Source organism: Synechocystis sp. IPPAS B-1465 (assembly GCF_003015225.1).
GTDB lineage: Bacteria > Cyanobacteriota > Cyanobacteriia > Cyanobacteriales > Microcystaceae > Synechocystis.
This window is the reverse complement of record NZ_CP028094.1, coordinates 987,735-1,005,275: the sequence shown is the minus strand read 5'-3', so window position 1 is coordinate 1,005,275 and position 17,541 is coordinate 987,735. Positions and strand designations below refer to the sequence as shown.

Here is a 17,541-nt window from a genome sequence, read left to right as displayed (position 1 = left end):
CGATCGCCTTAGTCGGGGTTGGTTTGGTGCAAACTTTTGGTTCTAAGGGTGATGGTGGCCCTACCCCCTCAGTGGAATCCATGGAAGGGTCTTGAACTATCTGGATTAGCTAAATTTTTGCCGTTGTTACCATTAATTGCCACCAATTTGTCCAACTGTCGACTTACTATTAGTTTTTAAAAAAATGTCAGTTATTAACAACTTTGATCATTCCCTCTCACCTCCTAGCAACTCGATCCATGACAGTGATAATCAGCTTTGCTACTATCGCAATAGTGGCAATAAATTACAGCAGATAATTATTGATGGCACCTGGAATAAGGAAAAACTGATTTTTCCTGGCGAACAGTTATTATTTTGGGCTAGCCCTCAGGACAAATTAACTATTAAAGTTTTTCACTGCGATCAAATATCGACCAATCGTATTAACTGTATTCATCTTTTGGTCAATTAGTGGTCAACTAATCAAATTCGCTTCAATTAACTGCCAATATTTTAATGGATTCACCAGCTATTCTTCCCACCACCAGAACCCTTTGTCCTTACTGTGGAGTTGGTTGTGGTTTGGAGGCTGTTGCTAGTCCCCAAAAGTCGGTAGTTGATGCCGGTCATGCCCATAAAATTAGAGGCGATCGCCAGCATCCTTCCAGCCAAGGCATGGTCTGCGTCAAAGGAGCTACCGTAATGGAATCCATGGATAAACAGCGATTACTTTACCCCATGTTTCGGTCAAGTTTAGATCAGCCGTGGCAACAAATTAGTTGGGAAGCAGCCCTAGAAATTGTTGTTGATAAAATTCAGCAAGTTAAACAAACTTTGGGGGTAAGTGGTTTATGTATGTACGCCTCTGGGCAAATGCAGACAGAGGATTACTACGTGGCCCAAAAATTATTTAAAGGTTGTTTGGGTACCAATAATTTTGATACCAATTCTCGTCTTTGCATGTCTTCGGCTGTGTCTGCCTATAGCCTAAGCTTTGGTTCCGATGGTCCGCCTTGCTGTTATGAAGACTTAGAAATAACCGATTGCGCTTTTTTAATTGGTACTAATACAGCGGACTGCCATCCCATTATTTTTAATCGTTTACGCAAACACCACAAACAAAATCCCCACGTTAAATTAATTGTGGTGGACCCCCGTTGTACTGCCACCGCAGAAGTTGCGGACTTACATTTAGCGATCAATCCTGGCAGTGACATTACTTTACTCCATGGCATTGCCTATTTGCTAAAAAAGTGGAATTTAATTGATCAAAAATTTATTGATAATCACACCCAAGATTTTGAGCAGTATTGTCAAGTTATTGATCATTATCCCCCGGAAAAAGTTACCCAAATTTGTGGCATTAGTTTAGAACAATTAGAAACCGCCGCTCACTATTGGGGCAATGCCAAAACAGTGCTTTCCCTTTGGTCCATGGGAATGAATCAATCTTTTCAAGGCACAGCTAAAGGTCGTTGTTTAATTAATCTCCATTTACTCACTGGTCAGATTGGGAAACCAGGCAGTGGACCTTTTTCCCTCACTGGTCAGCCCAACGCCATGGGGGGTCGGGAAGCAGGGGGATTGTCCCATCTGTTGCCTGGCTATCGTTCAATTAAAAATCCTCAACACCGCCAAGAGGTAGAACAACTTTGGCAGATTTCCCCTGGCCGTATTAATCCAGAACCAGGTTTATCAGCCTGGGAAATGTTCATGGGATTGGAAAATCAACAGGTTGGTTTCCTATGGATTGTGGCGACTAACCCTGTTGTTAGTATGCCTGATTTAGAAAGGGTTAAAAAGGCTCTGCAACAATCAACTTTTACGATTCATCAGGATGCCTATTCCCCCACTGAAACGGCAGAATACGCCCATTTGTTATTGCCAGCAGCTCAATGGAGCGAAAAAACTGGCACAATGACCAATTCAGAACGGAGAGTTACCCTTTCTCCTGCGTTTCGCTCTCCTCCTGGGGAAGCAAGACCCGACTGGGAAATTTTTGCTGAGGTAGGACGTAGATTAGGTTTTGAAAATCAATTTAATTTTGTTGATTCAGCCGCAGTACATCGGGAATATGTGCAACTAACTGCTGAAAGATTATGTGACCAATCTGGTGTCAGTTATGAAAAGTTGCAAAAGCTGGGGCCGCTGCAATGGCCCTGTCGTCAATCAGATCAAGAAAGTCAACTTTTATCAACTAAAAGACTTTACACCGACTATAAATTTTGCACAGAAAATGGTCGGGCAAACTTTTGCTTAGACCACAGTCGGGGATTAGCTGAGCCGGTCGATCCAAACTATCCTTTTGTCCTCACCAATGGTCGTCTTTATGGTCATTGGCATACCCAAACCCGCACTGGCCACATTGAGAAAATCAAAAAAATGCATCCCAAACCTATATTGGAAATGCATCCCAAGGACGCAGAAAAATTGGGTATTAAAAGTCAGGATTTAGTTGCGATTAAATCTCGACGGGGTTCTGCTCAGCTAGAAGTTCTAGTTACTAGAGCCATTGCCCCCGGTACGGTTTTTATGCCCATGCACTGGGGTTTTTTGTGGGACGATAATGCTGAAGTTAATAGTTTGACCCATGCCACTGCTTGCCCTATTTCTAAACAACCGGAATTAAAAGCCTGCGCCGTTAATATTACACCAGTTTAATCAAACAATAAGCAATTAATTGTCAGGATAAAAATCTAAGCTTAAAATTTGGTCAGGAATATATGAGTATTGTTGAGGAAATGTTTCTTCCGGCAAGTTGGTCTCTCCCATTGCTAGATCCCTGCCATTATCATAGCCATCTGAGATAGCCTCTGATAAATAGGTTTTTAAGCTAGGATTTTCCTTAATCAACTTTAAAATATCCCGTCTTTGTACTCGAATTGTTGCCAGCCAACTGCGGCTTCTTTGCTCTGATTGGTATTGTCATTTGAGGAGATGACCAAGCAAAATTGCTAGACAATTTCTTAATTCCTGACGCTGTTGTCTCCCCAAGCTCTCTATTTCCTCAATCAAATTTTCTAAATCTAGTTTATGCCATTGCTGGTTACGTAGTATTTCAGTTTGCTCTTTTGTCCAGGCATAGAAATCGCTGTGGTAAGTGCTAGGTGAAGGCATTGAATTATATCCTCGCTCAACATCCAATGTTAGCATTAAAAACTAAGTTGATTTTCCTGTAACAATAACAATGTTTTTTCAATTTGAAGCTGATTTTGTTGATTCCCTCCGCTGTATTCCCATGGTTGTGCGTTATAAACTAGACACCTGTGGCGTTAAATTAAAATTAAGTCATTGGCATCAACTGAGTTTGGAACAAAGGCAGTATTTGACTGAAGCTAGTTGTGAAACACCAACAGAAGTTAGCCAATATGGGGAAAAGCTGCAAAATTGGATAACGGAATTAACTGGCAAGCCAGCTTCCACATTATCAGTGCCGGATTTACCCGATTGGTTAAATGCCAATCAAATTCCAGCTCAAATATTAACGGAGTTAAATAATAAATTACCGTCTTTGGAATCTTCCGGCATTACGTTGACTCAATGGCAATCCCTGACTCCTTTGCAAAGATTTGCTTTAATTAAACTAAGTCGTGCTGGCCACGAAAATCGTAATTTTCTGCTGGCCATCAAAGAATTTGATCTGATGCCAAGCTGACACAAAATCTACAACTCGCTAATTTATTCTCCATCCAGTGAGTTAATCAAACTAGTCCATATCAAATTTATCTATCTACTTAAAAATTGTTTGCTCCGGTTTACGTGGATAGAATTTTAAGGCGATCGCCGTAATGATCAATGTCAACCAAGCAAGAAGACTGATAAAGTTTGCCCAGATTAAGCCGGTGAATTTGACTTGGATTTGATGTTTGCCTGGACTCAGATTAAGACTGAGTAAATTAAAATCTCGATAATTAGTAAAAAATCCTTTTACTGGTTGATTATCTACCACGACTTGTTGCATTGCAGGATAATACAAAATTGGCAGTTGCACTGTGCCAGCCTCTGCGGGCATTTCAACTGGGCAGTTAGTCACAACTCCCTTTTGGTTACACATTTCCTTAGTTGCATGGACAGGTAGAAGGGTATTTGCGGCGGAAAAATCATCAAAATATAGATGATTCATTCTGATGTAAAGAGGATTGCCGTCAGTGGTTTCTCCCTCTACGATAAATTTTAATTCAAAGGCGTTGCCAGCGAATTTAACGTCGGTGAAAGGAACTTTTACTTTTAATTCTTCCTGGGTCAAAGGAATGGAAGTTAATGGTTGTTGATCAACAAAAACTATTAAATTAGCTTGGCTTTTAATTTTATCCATGGGAACTCTACCCTGTAAAACTAGGGTGGGTTTTTCCGTTTCTGGCCAGGCAGGATAGGGAATATCAACGTCAATGGGTAGGGGGCCATTAATAAATACATCCCAGGAAAGATAGCCGGGAATCCAATCGGGATGGAGAAGTTGCAACTCGGCTTTGCCATATATTTTTTCCACCGCTGATTGGGCTTTTGTGTTAACAGGAACGGCTTTGTTGGGTAAGCGATAGAGATAGTCCAAAGCGCCAGAATAACGAAAAAGGGGATCTTGTAATAATTCTTCTACTGTCACTGTGCCTCGGGGTATGGGTAACCAAGGGCGGCTAGCAATGACAATAATTAAAATACCTAAAATTAAATGACGACTGCGTAATCTTTCTCGAAAAATTAAAATAATTGCCAGTGTGGTTAGCAGTGCCCCGGACCACATTACATGGGTTAAAAAACGAAAAGTAAATTGGGTGACCCACAACTGTCGGGGCAAAAGATTCCAAATATTAACGGGACTCCACGTAAGAAATAAGGCTAGTATAAATACGCTCAGCAAAGGAATCAGCCAGGGCTGCGATCGCCATAAACGCCTAGGTAATGATTTGCCAGCAAAAACAAAGTAAATTACCGTGCCAAAGCCAGCCAAAAGAATCCAACCGACAGCGGGATGAAAACCGTAGGTAGGGGCAATGCCCAGTTCCGTTGGTTGGTGAGGCAGAGAATTGGGGGCTAGTAAATTGGCGATCGGGGTAATATCGGTAGTGTTGAAGGGATTAATGGCTTGAATCTGACGACGAATGGCTAAACTGCCAGATTCCAGAGCCACAGGAGCTAAAAAGTAAAGCGCTAGCAACCAAGCCCAGATGTAGCTCAAACTAATGTAAGTAATCCCTTTTTGCCAATGATTAGGCTTATTTTTGACTAAGAAAATGGCACCTAATAAAGCAATAAAAATAGTTGTGTAAACGAAGGTGATAATATGGGTTAATCCCAGGGCACACCAGGCCAAAGCACCTAAAATTAAATGGCGATAATGGGGATAGTAAAAAGTTTGAATAGCATAAAATAAAACAATGGCTAAAATTCCCTGGGCGATCGCCTCGGTGAAAGCTCCCCTTGCATGGACATTATTAAGAAAATAGGGGGCGGACATATAGGTCACTCCCCCTAAAATAGCGGCAATTTGGGAACGGGTGAAGAAAAACCCAACCCGATAGATGAAAATCCCCCCCAACCATAGGGCAGACCAAAGCAAAATTTTATAGGCAGTGTAGGGATTAGTGGGAGTCAAAAATTTGTAAATTATTGCCCCGAAAAAATAGGGAAGTTGACTATAAAATTGAAATCCAGGATAACGGAAACCAAAATTTTCTAGAGGGGCCACCCGTAGGGGAAATTGTCCTTCCTCTAGGGCCATTCGCCCTTGGACAATGTAGCCGATGTGGGAAGTGTGGTCATTAATGGAGAAAATTATCTTGGTCGATGCCATAGGGGCCATCCAAGCCAAAGCAATTAGCCCTAGCAAAACATAGGTAAGAATGGCAATACGATTTTTATAGTTAAAAGTGCCAATTTTTCGCCAAATTGCCATGGTGGTAACGGGTTTAATCAAATCAAATAAATATTGACGAAACGTTACCCCAAAAAGTAATAAACTCAAGATGATTAAATTACGTCTTAAGGCTTGTAAATCAGCCGCACCAAGCTTTGGTTCTAGAATGCCCCAATAGCCCACTAATCCTAAAGCTAAGCCTGTAATAAGACAAAATAAAGCAAGAATAAAAAAGGGGTTATTTTTCCGAATAACGAGGAATTTTAAGTTTTTAAAAATGCCGACTTCCTGATAGAGCAGAAAAAATCCAATCAATAAAATAACAGCCAAACCAAAACCGATTATAGGAATTAGCATTAGATCCAAGAATGACTCAGTTAGGGGCATTTCGGGTGACCGATAACGCCACATAATATCACAGGGGATTGCATTTTTTAGCTGACCCTAGATGGGGTTGATTTTTGTGGGAGAATGTTAGCCAACCTGAGGATAAACCATCGGATTTTTTGGGAAACGCCCCTATGCAAAAATTTTTTAAACAATTACGTCGCAAGCTTTTTGGCCTAGATGAGCAGGAAGCAGCCATGCTCAGGGCGATCGCCGACACCAATGATTTGATTGCTGGTTTACAAAAATCCTTTGATCATCTCCATTTGGATTACAGCCGGGCTTTAGTGGAAATTGTTGCCCAGAGCCAACCCCAGACTACCCTAAGCTGTGAAATTAATGGGGTTCCCCTCAGAGTTCCGGTGGGAATTTTACGGGCCTATGCCCATTGCTTGGAAACGTCCCAGGAATTTAGTTTTACCTATTGCATAGAAAGCCATTGCGTTCAGTGGCTGGGGCAGCATCTACGGCCCGGGGACGTGTTTTTTGATGTGGGGGCGGCCTACGGGGTGATTAGTATTCCCTTGGCAGAAATTGTTGGTAATAACGGCCATATCTATGCCTTTGAGCCCGCTCGCCAAACCCGTCAAAGCCTTGAACAAATCGTTAAGGGCAACCACCTGGAAAATATTACAGTTCTTCCCCTGGCGATCGCCGATGAAACGGGGGAAGCGGAATTCATTGAATATAGTACTGATAACCGTTTTTCCTGGGCGGCGGACACTTCTACCTTGGCGAAAGATGTGGAGCCTAGCCTAGATAATTATGCTACCTACGCAGTGGAAATCACCACCATTGATAAATTTGCCGGGGAAAACAATCTCAGCCCCAAAGCGATCAAAATTGATATTGAAGGTTTTGAACTGTATGCTCTCCAGGGGGCCATGGAAACATTAAAAACCTGTCGCCCCTATCTTTGCATTGACATCCACGCTGATGTGAAAACCAAACAATCGGCATTGTTGGGAGTCCAACCGTTGTTAGAGGGATTGGGTTACCGTTGCAACAGCGATGGCCATACTCTGTTTGCTAGTCCTGTGTGATCCCTATTAACCAATTAATTATCATCGTGGCTTTGGCTGGACAAACTTGCAGAGGGACAACCGGCCAGATAAAATTAGCCCCAGTTCTGAGAACCATTGGCACAGGCCTCTATTAAAATCCTGAATTATGAACGTTTAGGAAAAATACAGGCGCTCTGACCCTTTCTCAGCTTATTTTTACCGAATTTTTGGCTAAATTAACGGTGTCAACCTCTTTTTCCAGTGCCTATCGTTTGGCGGTGCTAGTTCCTTGCCGTAATGAAGCTTTGACCATCACCCAGGTTGTGACTGATTTTCGCCAGCAGTTGCCCAATGCCGCCATCTACGTTTACGACAATTGTTCCACCGATGACACCGCCACCGTCGCCCAGCAAGCAGGGGCCATTGTTCGTTACGAGAAACAACCGGGTAAAGGCAATGTGATCCGCCGCATGTTTGCTGATATTGAAGCGGATATTTACATTTTGGTGGATGGGGACAATACCTATGAAGCCGAAGCGGTGGGTAGATTGATTGATCGCCTGATTAATGAGCAATTGGATATGGTGGTGGGGGCTCGGCGATCGGAGGTTAAGGACAAGGAGGCCTACCGTTTTGGCCACCGCAGTGGTAACCAACTATTAAAGGGCATTGTGGAATTACAATTTGGGGCTCGGTTGGACGATATGTTGTCGGGCTACAGAATTTTTTCCCGCCGTTTTGTTAAATGCTTCCCAGCTATTTCCAACGGATTTGAAATTGAAACGGAATTAACTATCCACACCCTAGAACTACGTCTGCCCTTTGCCGAAGAACCAGTGTTATACCAATCTCGCCCTTCTGGCTCCGAAAGTAAGTTAAACACCATTAGCGATGGCTTTCGGGTTTTGGGTACCTCCTTTTTACTGATGAAGGAAACCCGCCCATTCCTCTTTTTTGGTGTGTTCTTTGCCCTCTTTTCCGGGTCGGCGATCGCCTTAATGTTGCCGGTGGTATTTACCTATCTGGAAACGGGTCTAGTACCGAGATTTCCCACAGTCATCATTGCCGCTTCTTTAATGTCCTTGGGCTTTGTCTTTTTCACCTGCGGCCTAATTTTAGATTCCGTTGCCCGGGGAAGACGGGAGCTTAAGCGCATGGCTTATCTCAGAATTCCCAGGGTCGAAATTAAGGAGGTCTAGGAGCCAATTAAATTCCCTCGACAGTTAGCTCCTAGGAAAATATCAACCATCGCTGCCAGCCTCCTGATTTTTCAGCAACGGAAAAGCAATTACATCTCGAATACTGGGGGAATCGGTCAGCAACATCACCAGGCGATCGATGCCTATGCCCAAGCCACCAGTAGGGGGCATGCCGTATTCCAACGCTGTGAGGAAATCTTCATCAACGCTGTGGGCTTCCAAATCCCCTGCCGCTTTTTTAGCCGCCTGGGCTTCCAACCGACTCCGTTGATCAATGGGGTCTGTCAGCTCGGAAAAACTATTGGCCAATTCCCGACCGTAAACAAATAGCTCAAACCGTTCCACCAGCCCCGGTTTACTGCGATGGGGCTTAGCGAGGGGAGAAATTTCCACCGGGAAATCGATGATAAAAGTGGGTTGCATCAACGTCCCTTCCACTTTTTGCTCAAAAGCATGGTTTAACAAATGCCCAAGGGAAGGACAATCTTCCGGCACACCAATGCCCGCTTTTGTGGCCGCTTGTTTGGCCGTTTCCAGATCTGTAAATTGGCTAAAATCTATCCCTGTTTCTAACTGCACCGCTTCGTGCATGGTGATGCGTTTCCAGGGAGGGGTGAGGTCGATTTCTTCCCCTTGGTAGGTAATTTTTAGCGTGCCTAATACTGCTTGGGCGGCGGTGGTGACGAGGGCTTCGGTTAAGGCCATCATCTCGTTATAGTCCACGTAGGCTTGATAGACCTCAATGGAGGTAAATTCAGGATTATGCCTGGTGGAAACCCCTTCGTTGCGAAAAATTCGCCCCAACTCAAAAACCTTTTCAAAGCCTCCCACCACCAATCTTTTCAGATGTAATTCCGTAGCAATGCGGAGATACAGGGGCATGCCCAGGGTGTTGTGATGGGTGATAAAAGGCCGAGCTTCTGCGCCCCCGGATTCCCCCTGTAAAACTGGTGTTTCAATTTCGATAAAGCCCTGTTTATCCAAGTAACGGCGGATGGCGGCGGTAATCTGGGCCCGGCGGCGGAAAGTTTGCCTTACGGTGGGATTAACGATTAAATCCACGTAACGTTGGCGGTAGCGTTTTTCTGTGTCAGTCAAACCATGCCATTTATCCGGTAGGGGCAGTAAAGACTTAGTTAATACAGCGTAGGTTTGCACATAAACCGATAATTCGCCTTTTTCCGTGCGTTTGAGGGTGCCGGTTACCCCCAAAATATCCCCCACATCGGTGATTTTTTTCAACAAGTTAAAAGCATTTTCCAACTCCGGCATATGTTCCGTCAGCCGTTGCTTTTCCAAATAAAGTTGGATGGTGCCGCTTTCGTCCTGGAGAGTAAAAAAGGCTAATTTTCCCATCACCCGCCGTGCTAAGATTCGGCCGGCGATCGCCACTTTGAGGTCCACTTCTTCGCCGTTGCTTAGATCCCGATAGGTTTCCTGTAAATCCTGAGCTTGGTGGGTAATTTCCCAGGTGTAGGCATAGGGATTGAGGCCGAGTTGCCGCAATTGTTCCGCTTTTTCAAGCCGGGTGGCACGGATTTCTTCAAGGCTGGAGTGGGAATGGGAATCGGCCATAGTGGAGTAAACGGGAAAAATTGAAATGAAATGATATTAAATACTAATAAACTATCTACTTCATGTTGGCCCTGGTATCCTGCACCGCAATCCAAAAGAAAAGGGCTGTCAGGGGAATACTGCCCAACAAAATGGCCGTGGTGGTCGTACTGCCCAATTCCGGTTGCCCCGATGACAGTTCAAATACGCAGCCCACGGCGGCGATCGCCGACACACAGGAAAGGAGCAGAAGAATACCACTTTTAGGGGTCACAGAAAAATAGCCTCCGGAACAATGGAACGGACAACAGTTCAGTTTACCGTTAAGCGGGGGCTAGGGTTGAGCCAGGGAAGTGAAGACTTTTTTCAGATGGCCTGCTAACTAAGACTCAAGCGACGGGCTTAACCGCCTGCATAGAAAAACCTTCTTTCTTCAAAGATTCTGCTAAGGCTAAAGGATTATCCACCCGGTCCACAAACATAACCCCATTCAGATGGTCCATTTCATGTTGAATTACCCTGGCGGTTAGCTCAGCAAAAAGGCGTTTTTGGGGCCGGCCATGCTCATCTTTGTAGGTCACTTCGATCGCCCGGGGCCGGGTCACATCCATGTAAACATTGGGCACACTCAGACAACCCTCTTCCACCACACAAAGTTCTTCGCTAGTGCGGGTAATTTGGGGATTAATCATAATCAAAGGCGGTTCATCGGGCTTATCCTGTTCACAATCCACCACCAAAAGTTGTTTGTTAATACCCACCTGGGGAGCAGCCAACCCGATACCATTGGCACTGTACATAGTCTGCAACATCTCCTTGGCCAATTTGCGAATGCTGTCATCCACCTTGGCAATGCGCTTGGCCGGTTGTCGGAGCACCTTGTCCCCTAGGTAATGAAGTTCTAAAGGGGGACGATCAACTTTTTGCTTTTCAACGAGGATGGTGGCAGTCATGGACGTTCTACGGGCCTATCTCAACAATGGGGTCTTGGACTACATCTTAACAAAATCACGGCCTGGACAATTTTCGCTATGGTTTAAAAGGTTTGCTTACCGTTGCCCGTTTGACTAGTTACACATCCTATGAATTTTTTGCTCACCAATGACGATGGCATTGATGCCCCTGGTATTGAAGCTCTCTATGAAGCCCTTGGTAAAAGGGGGGTGTGGGTGGCTCCCAAAAATCAACATTCCGGCTGTGGCCATAAGGTGACCACTGACCAGGCGATCGCCGTGGAACAAAGAGGCAAAAATCGTTACGCAGTGGACGGCACTCCGGCGGACTGTACCCGGTTGGGAGTAGTTCATTTTTATCCAGAAGTGGATTGGGTTATTGCCGGCATCAATGCGGGGGGCAATATGGGCATTGATTCCTACCTATCTGGCACAGTGGCGGCGGTACGGGAGGCGGCTATCCTTGGCCATAAGGCGATCGCCATTTCCCACTGGATTAACAAACCCCGCACCATTAACTGGGCCTGGGCTTCCCATTGGGCCAATGCTGTCTTCAATACCCTTTGGCAACAGGATTTACCCCCCCAACATTTTTGGAACGTTAACTTACCCCATTGGCAAAGTGGCGACCCGGAACCGGAGGTTATTTTTTGTGAACCCAGTCGGGATCCTCTGCCCGTGGCATTCACCATAGAAGGATCGAATTTCTTTTATCGGGGGGAATATAGCCAGCGACCACGGCAACCCGGCTCCGACATTGACGTTTGTTTTTCCGGCAACATTGCCATCACTCAGTTGAGAGTTTAAGCCGATAAGATATAAGCAAAGTTGCCCATTTTAGGAAACTTAAGCAAAGCAAATGGTTATCGCCCCCCATCGCACTATTATCTACCCCGACAGCGACGGTCAACCCATGGCAGATAATACTGAACAATTCCAGTGGATTGTTTTACTCAAGGAAAATCTGGAGTGTCTTTTTGCCCAGGACGACAATGTTTTCGTAGCCGGGGACCTACTCTGGTATCCCGTGGAAGGGCATCCTGAAATCCGTGTAGCTCCCGATGCCATGGTGGCCCTAGGGCGGCCCAAGGGGAAACGCGGTTCCTACCGCCAATGGGAGGAAGACAATATTGCTCCCCAGGTGGTCTTTGAAATCCTCTCTCCCGGCAATCGTGCTAAGGAAATGATTCGCAAATTACAGTTTTATGAACGCTACGGGGTGAATGAGTATTACGTTTATGACCCCGATGACAACGAATTAACCGGACTGCAGCGGGGAGAGAACGGATTAGAGGTGATTGAGACCATAGAAGATTGGACTAGCCCCCTCCTGGGCATTCGCTTTTTCCTCACTCCCGATACCCTGCAGATTTATTATCCTGACGGACGCAAGTTTCTTACCACGGTGGAGCTTGATCGAGAAATGGTCAAAGAAAAGCAACGGGCTAACGAAGAACAACAAAGGGCCGATCGCCTAGCGGCCAAGCTGAAGGAATTAGGCGTTGATCCTGAGGAAATTTAAGTTCTTGGCCGTAACTGTTACATCCTGCAACAAAGAGATTAGCTGCCAGTGAACTTAGTCTGTCCCGTTCCCCTTGATCGTTATCCCCAGGTACTGTTAGCCCACGGCGGCGGCGGTAAGTTGAGCCAACAATTACTTAAGCAAATTTTTTTACCGGCCTTTGGCGCTTCTGAAACGGGTAGTCATGATGCGGCGGTTTTTACTGCCAACCAAAGTTCTTTAGCTTTCACCACCGACTCCTATGTGATCAATCCCCTCTTTTTTCCTGGGGGCGATATTGGTTCTTTGGCAGTCCACGGCACCGTTAATGACCTAGCCATGGCCGGCGCAACCCCTCGCTATATCAGCGTTGGTTTTATCCTCGAAGAAGGATTGCCCATGGAGACCCTCTGGCGGGTGGCCCAATCCCTAGGGCAAGCGGCCCAAAACTGTGGGGTGGAAATTCTTACCGGTGATACCAAAGTGGTGGACCGGGGTAAGGGAGACGGCATTTTCATCAACACCAGCGGCATTGGTTCCCTCGACCATCAACAAACTATCCATCCCAATCAGGTACAGGTAGGCGATCGCCTAATTTTGAGCGGTGATTTGGGACGTCATGGCATGGCCATTATGGCAGTGCGCCAAGGATTAGAATTTGAAACCACCATTGAAAGTGATTCGGCCCCGGTTCACAGAGAAGTGCAGGCATTATTGTCGGCAGGGATCCCAATCCATTGTCTGCGGGATTTAACCAGGGGGGGATTAGCCAGTGCGGTTAATGAAATTGCCCAAACTTCCGGGGTAACCATGGCTTTACGAGAAACGTTAATCCCGGTGGAGGCCGAAGTACAAGCCGCCTGTGAACTGTTGGGTTTTGACCCCCTCTATGTGGCCAATGAGGGAAGATTCCTGGCCATTGTGCCCCCGGAAGCAGAACAGAAGACCGTGGAAATTTTGCAAACTTTCCATCCCCAAGCTACGGCGATCGGTACAGTAACAGGCAAAAGTGCACAAACCTTGGGGTTAGTCAGTTTGGAAAGTTCCATTGGTGCCCCCCGGTTGCTAGACATGATCAGTGGGGAGCAATTACCCCGTATTTGTTAGGACTCCAATCCCCAAGCCCTAGACTGAAAACCATAGCCCAAAAATATCGCCTTGCCTTAGGGATATGATGGGGAAAGGCCGATCAACCCGATCGCCAGATTTTTCTTGTTCAGTTACTCTTCTCCCAACCCATGGCCATCAAACCCCAACCCCAATGGCAACGTCGCCTTGCTAGCGTCCTGCTGTGGGGCTCCACCATTTATCTGTTAGTGAACTTGCTTGCCCCGGCATTATTTCGCTCCCAACCGCCCCAGGTGCCCTACAGTCTTTTCATTGACCAGGTGGAAGGGGACAAGGTAGCCAGCGTTTACGTAGGACAAAACGAGATTCGCTATCAACTCAAACCGGAAGCAGAGGATGAGGGGAAAGAAAAAGCCGCCGAGGGGCAAATTTTAAGAACTACTCCCATTTTTGATCTGGAGTTACCCAAGCGCTTGGAGGCCAAGGGCATTGAGTTTGCGGCCGCTCCCCCAGCGAAAAATTCTTGGTTTGGCACCCTTTTGAGTTGGGTTATCCCTCCGCTGATTTTTGTTGGTATTTGGTCATTTTTCTTGAACCGCAATAATAACGGTGCTCCCGGTGGGGCTTTGGCCTTCACTAAAAGTAAAGCGAAAGTTTATGTGGAAGGGGACTCCACTAAAGTCACCTTTGACGACGTGGCCGGGGTGGAAGAAGCCAAAACGGAATTGAGCGAAGTGGTGGATTTTCTCAAATTTCCCCAACGTTACACCGCCCTGGGAGCAAAAATTCCTAAAGGCGTATTGCTAGTCGGGCCTCCCGGCACAGGCAAAACCCTACTGGCTAAAGCGGCGGCGGGGGAAGCAGGGGTGCCATTTTTCATCATTTCTGGTTCTGAATTTGTGGAGTTATTTGTGGGCGCAGGGGCCGCCAGGGTGCGGGATTTATTTGAGCAAGCCAAAAAACAAGCCCCTTGCATTGTCTTCATTGACGAATTGGATGCCATTGGTAAATCCCGGGCCAGCGGCGCTTTTATGGGTGGTAACGATGAGCGAGAACAAACCCTCAACCAACTGCTGACGGAAATGGATGGGTTCAGTGCGGCGGGGGCAACGGTGATTGTATTGGCGGCCACTAACCGCCCGGAAACCTTGGATCCAGCTTTACTGCGTCCTGGCCGTTTCGATCGCCAGGTATTGGTGGACCGGCCAGATTTGGCGGGCAGGCTGAAAATTTTAGAAATTTATGCCAAGAAAATTAAATTGGACAAAGAGGTGGAATTAAAAAATATTGCCACCCGTACCCCTGGTTTTGCCGGGGCTGACTTGGCTAACTTAGTCAACGAAGCGGCACTGCTAGCCGCTAGGAATAAGCAAGATAGCGTTACCGAAGCCGATTTCCGCGAGGCGATCGAACGGGTGGTGGCTGGCTTGGAGAAGAAAAGTCGGGTGCTGTCGGATAAGGAGAAAAAAATTGTTGCCTACCATGAAGTGGGCCACGCACTAGTGGGAGCAGTGATGCCCGGCGGTGGTCAGGTGGCGAAAATTTCCATTGTGCCCCGGGGGATGGCCGCCCTGGGTTATACCCTACAGATGCCCACAGAAGACCGCTTTTTGTTAAACGAGTCTGAGCTACGGGACCAAATTGCCACTCTGCTGGGGGGAAGGGCCGCCGAAGAAATTGTTTTTGACAGCATCACCACTGGCGCGGCCAATGATTTACAACGGGCCACGGACTTAGCAGAACAGATGGTCACCACCTATGGCATGAGTAAGGTTTTGGGCCCCCTCGCCTACGATAAAGGTCAGCAAAATAACTTTCTGGGGCAGGGCATGGGTAATCCCCGGCGCATGGTCAGTGACGACACTGCCAAAGAAATTGACCTAGAGGTCAAAGAAATCGTTGAGCAGGGCCATAACCAAGCTTTGGCAATTCTGGAGCACAATCGAGATTTACTAGAGGCGATCGCCGAAAAAATTCTTGAAAAAGAGGTCATTGAAGGGGAAGAACTACATCACCTATTGGGCCAGGTTCAAGCTCCTGGCACCCTAGTGGTATAAGGAACTTGCTTTTTTGCTCCCTTTAAAAACCTGTTTGCAAAGTTCCAGTTTGTTCCCTAAATCTCCCCGCTAAAGCTCCGGCCATGGCACGTTATCCATGGCGGCTTTTGAGTGGGAATAGAATAAGCAACTAACCTAGACAGTTCTAGCATTCCCTCTGTAATTAACGCTTCCGGACCAGGGCATATTGTTTTTATAATCTGAGTTTTTTGTGACTAATCCCTTTCTGAATTTGACCTACGAACCTGCTTTAGAATCCTTGGGCAATGAATTTTTTGACCCAGTGTCAGCAGCGACTTTTCCTGAGCATAAACTGAGATTCCGTAACGATCGCCTGTTGCCCATGTTGGGTCTGGAGCCAAGTCAGGTTAAGGATGATAATTTCGTTGAAGCTTTCGGTTTATTCCATGGGGTAAGGCCATTTTTAGCTCTGCGTTACCACGGTTACCAATTCGGTGAATATAATCCTAATTTGGGTGACGGTCGGGGTTTTCTCTACGGCCAAGTGCGGGGAGTAAACGGGGAATTATTCGATTTTGGCACCAAAGGCTCTGGCCAGACTCCCTATTCCCGGGGCGGTGATGGCCGCCTAACCCTCAAAGGTGGGGTAAGGGAAGTGTTGGCCGCTGAGGCGTTGCATCGTTTGGGGGTAAAAACTTCTCGTTGTCTGAGTTTAGTGGAAACGGGGGATTCCTTGTGGCGGGGGGATGAGCCTTCCCCTACTAGGGCGTCGGTAATGATCCGCTTTAGCCGTTCCCACATTCGTTTTGGTACTTTTGAGCGACTCCATTACCATCACCAAACGGAACAGATTGCACAACTACTGGATCACGTAATTGTAACCTACTATCCAGAGGTTTCTGGCTCCAACTCCGATGATTCAGCCCATATTGCTTTTTTCCGAGTTTTGGTGGAGCGGGTGGCCAAGTTGGTGGCCCAATGGATGGCGGCGGGATTTTGCCATGGGGTTTTAAACACGGACAATATGTCCATCACCGGGGAAAGCTTTGATTACGGCCCCTATGGTTTTGTGCCCACCTACGATTTAAATTTTATTGCCGCCTATTTTGACTATGGTGGTCGCTACCGCTTTGGTAATCAACCCGCTGTCTGTCGCTGGAATTTGGAACGCCTACAAGTATCCCTAAGTTCCGTCATTCCCAGCAAAGCGATGACAGAGGCATTGGAAGACTACGAAAAAATTTATTTAGGCTACTACATCACCTTAATAGCCCGCCGCCTTGGTATTTCCTCCACCCTTGGCGATCGCCTAGACCCGGAGTTATGGGAAAAATTAGTGGGTCAGACCCTGCAATGTTTAGCCCAAAGCCAATGGAGTTACCCGGACTTTTTTGCCCAATTGCGGCTTAATTTCAGCCCTAGTTGGCGAGACAATGCCGATTTGATTTTGGAAAATGTCGATTTACTAGGGGCAGATTGGTCAACTTGGCGATCGATATACCAACAGGTGTTAAAGCAATTGCCTCCGGAATCCTTGGCGGCAGTGCCCACTGTGCTTGAGCAAGCCAACCCCCTTACCGATCTACTCCGGCCCCGCATTGAAACCGTTTGGCAGGCGATCGCCGAAGATGATAATTGGCAACCATTTAACGATTTGGTGCAGAAACTACAAAGCGGGAATTAATTTTCTCCATGCCCTGGGTCCCTGGGGCCATAGCCTCGAACAGTTTACTCAAAACAACTCAAACTCAATTTGGGTAAACCTTCAGAGTATGATGGGAGGACGTTGTGACCCTCCAGGAGCAAAAAATGTTTGGATTAGGTTGGCCAGAAATTCTGCTGATTTTAGGGGTAGTAATCATCATTTTTGGTCCCAAGAGAATTCCAGAATTGGGGGGAGCGTTGGGCAAAACCCTGCGCGGTTTCAAAGAAGAGTTACAAACCCAAGATGTGGATAGCACTGAAGTAGTGGATGTAGAACTAGGGGAGAACGATCCTGCGGCCGGCAAAAAATAAGCAAT

The 17,541-nt window shown here is 46.5% G+C and carries 15 protein-coding genes and 1 pseudogene; 11 read left to right on the top strand and 5 right to left on the bottom strand.

All coding sequences use genetic code 11. From position 1 onward, the window contains the following. Positions 1–184 precede the first annotated feature (184 nt). Positions 185–454: a DUF1830 domain-containing protein gene (locus tag C7I86_RS04735; protein WP_041432077.1), complete on the top strand. Its 270-nt coding sequence runs from the start codon at positions 185–187 to the stop codon at positions 452–454. A gap of 44 nt (positions 455–498) precedes the next feature. Beyond that, on the top strand, positions 499–2,643 hold the full coding sequence (locus C7I86_RS04730) for a molybdopterin oxidoreductase family protein (RefSeq protein WP_010872118.1): 2,145 nt from the start codon (positions 499–501) through the stop codon (positions 2,641–2,643). A 15-nt stretch (positions 2,644–2,658) separates the two neighbouring features. Here the strand turns inward: C7I86_RS04730 and C7I86_RS04725 are convergent. Continuing rightward, positions 2,659–3,099 (bottom strand): annotated as a pseudogene (locus C7I86_RS04725) (DUF29 domain-containing protein). Between the two features lie 70 nt (positions 3,100–3,169). Here C7I86_RS04725 and C7I86_RS04720 point away from each other — a divergent pair. Next, positions 3,170–3,637: a nitrate reductase associated protein gene (locus C7I86_RS04720; RefSeq protein ID WP_010872117.1), complete on the top strand. Its 468-nt coding sequence runs from the start codon at positions 3,170–3,172 to the stop codon at positions 3,635–3,637. 75 nt (positions 3,638–3,712) lie between these two features. Here C7I86_RS04720 and C7I86_RS04715 read toward each other — a convergent pair whose 3' ends face one another. Then, positions 3,713–6,193: a hypothetical protein gene (locus C7I86_RS04715; protein ID WP_223211348.1), complete on the bottom strand. Its 2,481-nt coding sequence runs from the start codon at positions 6,191–6,193 to the stop codon at positions 3,713–3,715. Positions 6,194–6,357: 164 nt separating this feature from the next. Here C7I86_RS04715 and C7I86_RS04710 point away from each other — a divergent pair, with 164 nt between their 5' ends. Both C7I86_RS04710 and C7I86_RS04705 read left to right on the top strand, forming a co-directional pair. After that, positions 6,358–7,266, top strand: coding sequence for an FkbM family methyltransferase (locus C7I86_RS04710; RefSeq protein WP_010872115.1), 909 nt, complete (start codon positions 6,358–6,360; stop codon positions 7,264–7,266). A 203-nt stretch (positions 7,267–7,469) separates the two neighbouring features. Next, positions 7,470–8,426, top strand: coding sequence for a glycosyltransferase family 2 protein (locus C7I86_RS04705; RefSeq protein ID WP_010872114.1), 957 nt, complete (start codon positions 7,470–7,472; stop codon positions 8,424–8,426). A 42-nt stretch (positions 8,427–8,468) separates the two neighbouring features. On the opposite strand, the gene lysS is transcribed toward C7I86_RS04705, so the two are convergent. From lysS to def, 3 genes are all read right to left on the bottom strand, one after another. Beyond that, a complete protein-coding gene (lysS, locus tag C7I86_RS04700) occupies positions 8,469–10,001 on the bottom strand; it encodes a lysine--tRNA ligase (RefSeq protein WP_010872113.1) in 1,533 nt (510 codons plus the stop codon). 55 nt (positions 10,002–10,056) lie between these two features. Continuing rightward, entirely contained in the window at positions 10,057–10,254 is a 198-nt protein-coding gene (locus C7I86_RS04695) for a hypothetical protein (RefSeq protein ID WP_010872112.1), read from the bottom strand. A 115-nt stretch (positions 10,255–10,369) separates the two neighbouring features. Continuing rightward, positions 10,370–10,933: a peptide deformylase gene (gene def / locus C7I86_RS04690; RefSeq protein ID WP_010872111.1), complete on the bottom strand. Its 564-nt coding sequence runs from the start codon at positions 10,931–10,933 to the stop codon at positions 10,370–10,372. 129 nt (positions 10,934–11,062) lie between these two features. Here def and surE point away from each other — a divergent pair, with 129 nt between their 5' ends. From surE to C7I86_RS04660, 6 genes are all read left to right on the top strand, one after another. Then, a complete protein-coding gene (surE, locus tag C7I86_RS04685; protein ID WP_010872110.1) occupies positions 11,063–11,740 on the top strand; it encodes a 5'/3'-nucleotidase SurE in 678 nt (225 codons plus the stop codon). A 52-nt stretch (positions 11,741–11,792) separates the two neighbouring features. Continuing rightward, entirely contained in the window at positions 11,793–12,455 is a 663-nt protein-coding gene (locus C7I86_RS04680) for a Uma2 family endonuclease (protein WP_010872109.1), read from the top strand. Positions 12,456–12,503: 48 nt separating this feature from the next. Continuing rightward, positions 12,504–13,541: a hydrogenase expression/formation protein HypE gene (gene hypE, locus C7I86_RS04675; protein ID WP_010872108.1), complete on the top strand. Its 1,038-nt coding sequence runs from the start codon at positions 12,504–12,506 to the stop codon at positions 13,539–13,541. Positions 13,542–13,672: 131 nt separating this feature from the next. Then, on the top strand, positions 13,673–15,559 hold the full coding sequence (ftsH4, locus tag C7I86_RS04670) for an ATP-dependent zinc metalloprotease FtsH4 (protein WP_010872107.1): 1,887 nt from the start codon (positions 13,673–13,675) through the stop codon (positions 15,557–15,559). Positions 15,560–15,770: 211 nt separating this feature from the next. Beyond that, positions 15,771–17,204, top strand: a complete 1,434-nt coding sequence (locus tag C7I86_RS04665) for a YdiU family protein (RefSeq protein ID WP_010872106.1) — start codon at positions 15,771–15,773, stop codon at positions 17,202–17,204. 125 nt (positions 17,205–17,329) lie between these two features. Further along, complete coding sequence (locus C7I86_RS04660) at positions 17,330–17,536, top strand: twin-arginine translocase TatA/TatE family subunit (RefSeq protein ID WP_041425941.1); 207 nt, start codon at positions 17,330–17,332, stop codon at positions 17,534–17,536. Positions 17,537–17,541: the final 5 nt, after the last annotated feature.

What these genes read in the sequence shown, in the direction of transcription:
- C7I86_RS04660 (WP_041425941.1), top strand. Translation starts at nt 17,330, where the DNA reads ATGTTTGGATTAGGTTGGCCAGAAATTCTGCTGATTTTAGGGGTAGTA.
- C7I86_RS04720 (WP_010872117.1), top strand. Translation starts at nt 3,170, where the DNA reads ATGTTTTTTCAATTTGAAGCTGATTTTGTTGATTCCCTCCGCTGTATT.
- C7I86_RS04730 (WP_010872118.1), top strand. Translation starts at nt 499, where the DNA reads ATGGATTCACCAGCTATTCTTCCCACCACCAGAACCCTTTGTCCTTAC.
- ftsH4 (WP_010872107.1), top strand. Translation starts at nt 13,673, where the DNA reads ATGGCCATCAAACCCCAACCCCAATGGCAACGTCGCCTTGCTAGCGTC.
- C7I86_RS04715 (WP_223211348.1), bottom strand. Translation starts at nt 6,193, where the DNA reads ATGCTAATTCCTATAATCGGTTTTGGTTTGGCTGTTATTTTATTGATT.
- C7I86_RS04735 (WP_041432077.1), top strand. Translation starts at nt 185, where the DNA reads ATGTCAGTTATTAACAACTTTGATCATTCCCTCTCACCTCCTAGCAAC.
- def (WP_010872111.1), bottom strand. Translation starts at nt 10,933, where the DNA reads ATGACTGCCACCATCCTCGTTGAAAAGCAAAAAGTTGATCGTCCCCCT.
- surE (WP_010872110.1), top strand. Translation starts at nt 11,063, where the DNA reads ATGAATTTTTTGCTCACCAATGACGATGGCATTGATGCCCCTGGTATT.
- C7I86_RS04710 (WP_010872115.1), top strand. Translation starts at nt 6,358, where the DNA reads ATGCAAAAATTTTTTAAACAATTACGTCGCAAGCTTTTTGGCCTAGAT.
- lysS (WP_010872113.1), bottom strand. Translation starts at nt 10,001, where the DNA reads ATGGCCGATTCCCATTCCCACTCCAGCCTTGAAGAAATCCGTGCCACC.
- C7I86_RS04680 (WP_010872109.1), top strand. Translation starts at nt 11,793, where the DNA reads ATGGTTATCGCCCCCCATCGCACTATTATCTACCCCGACAGCGACGGT.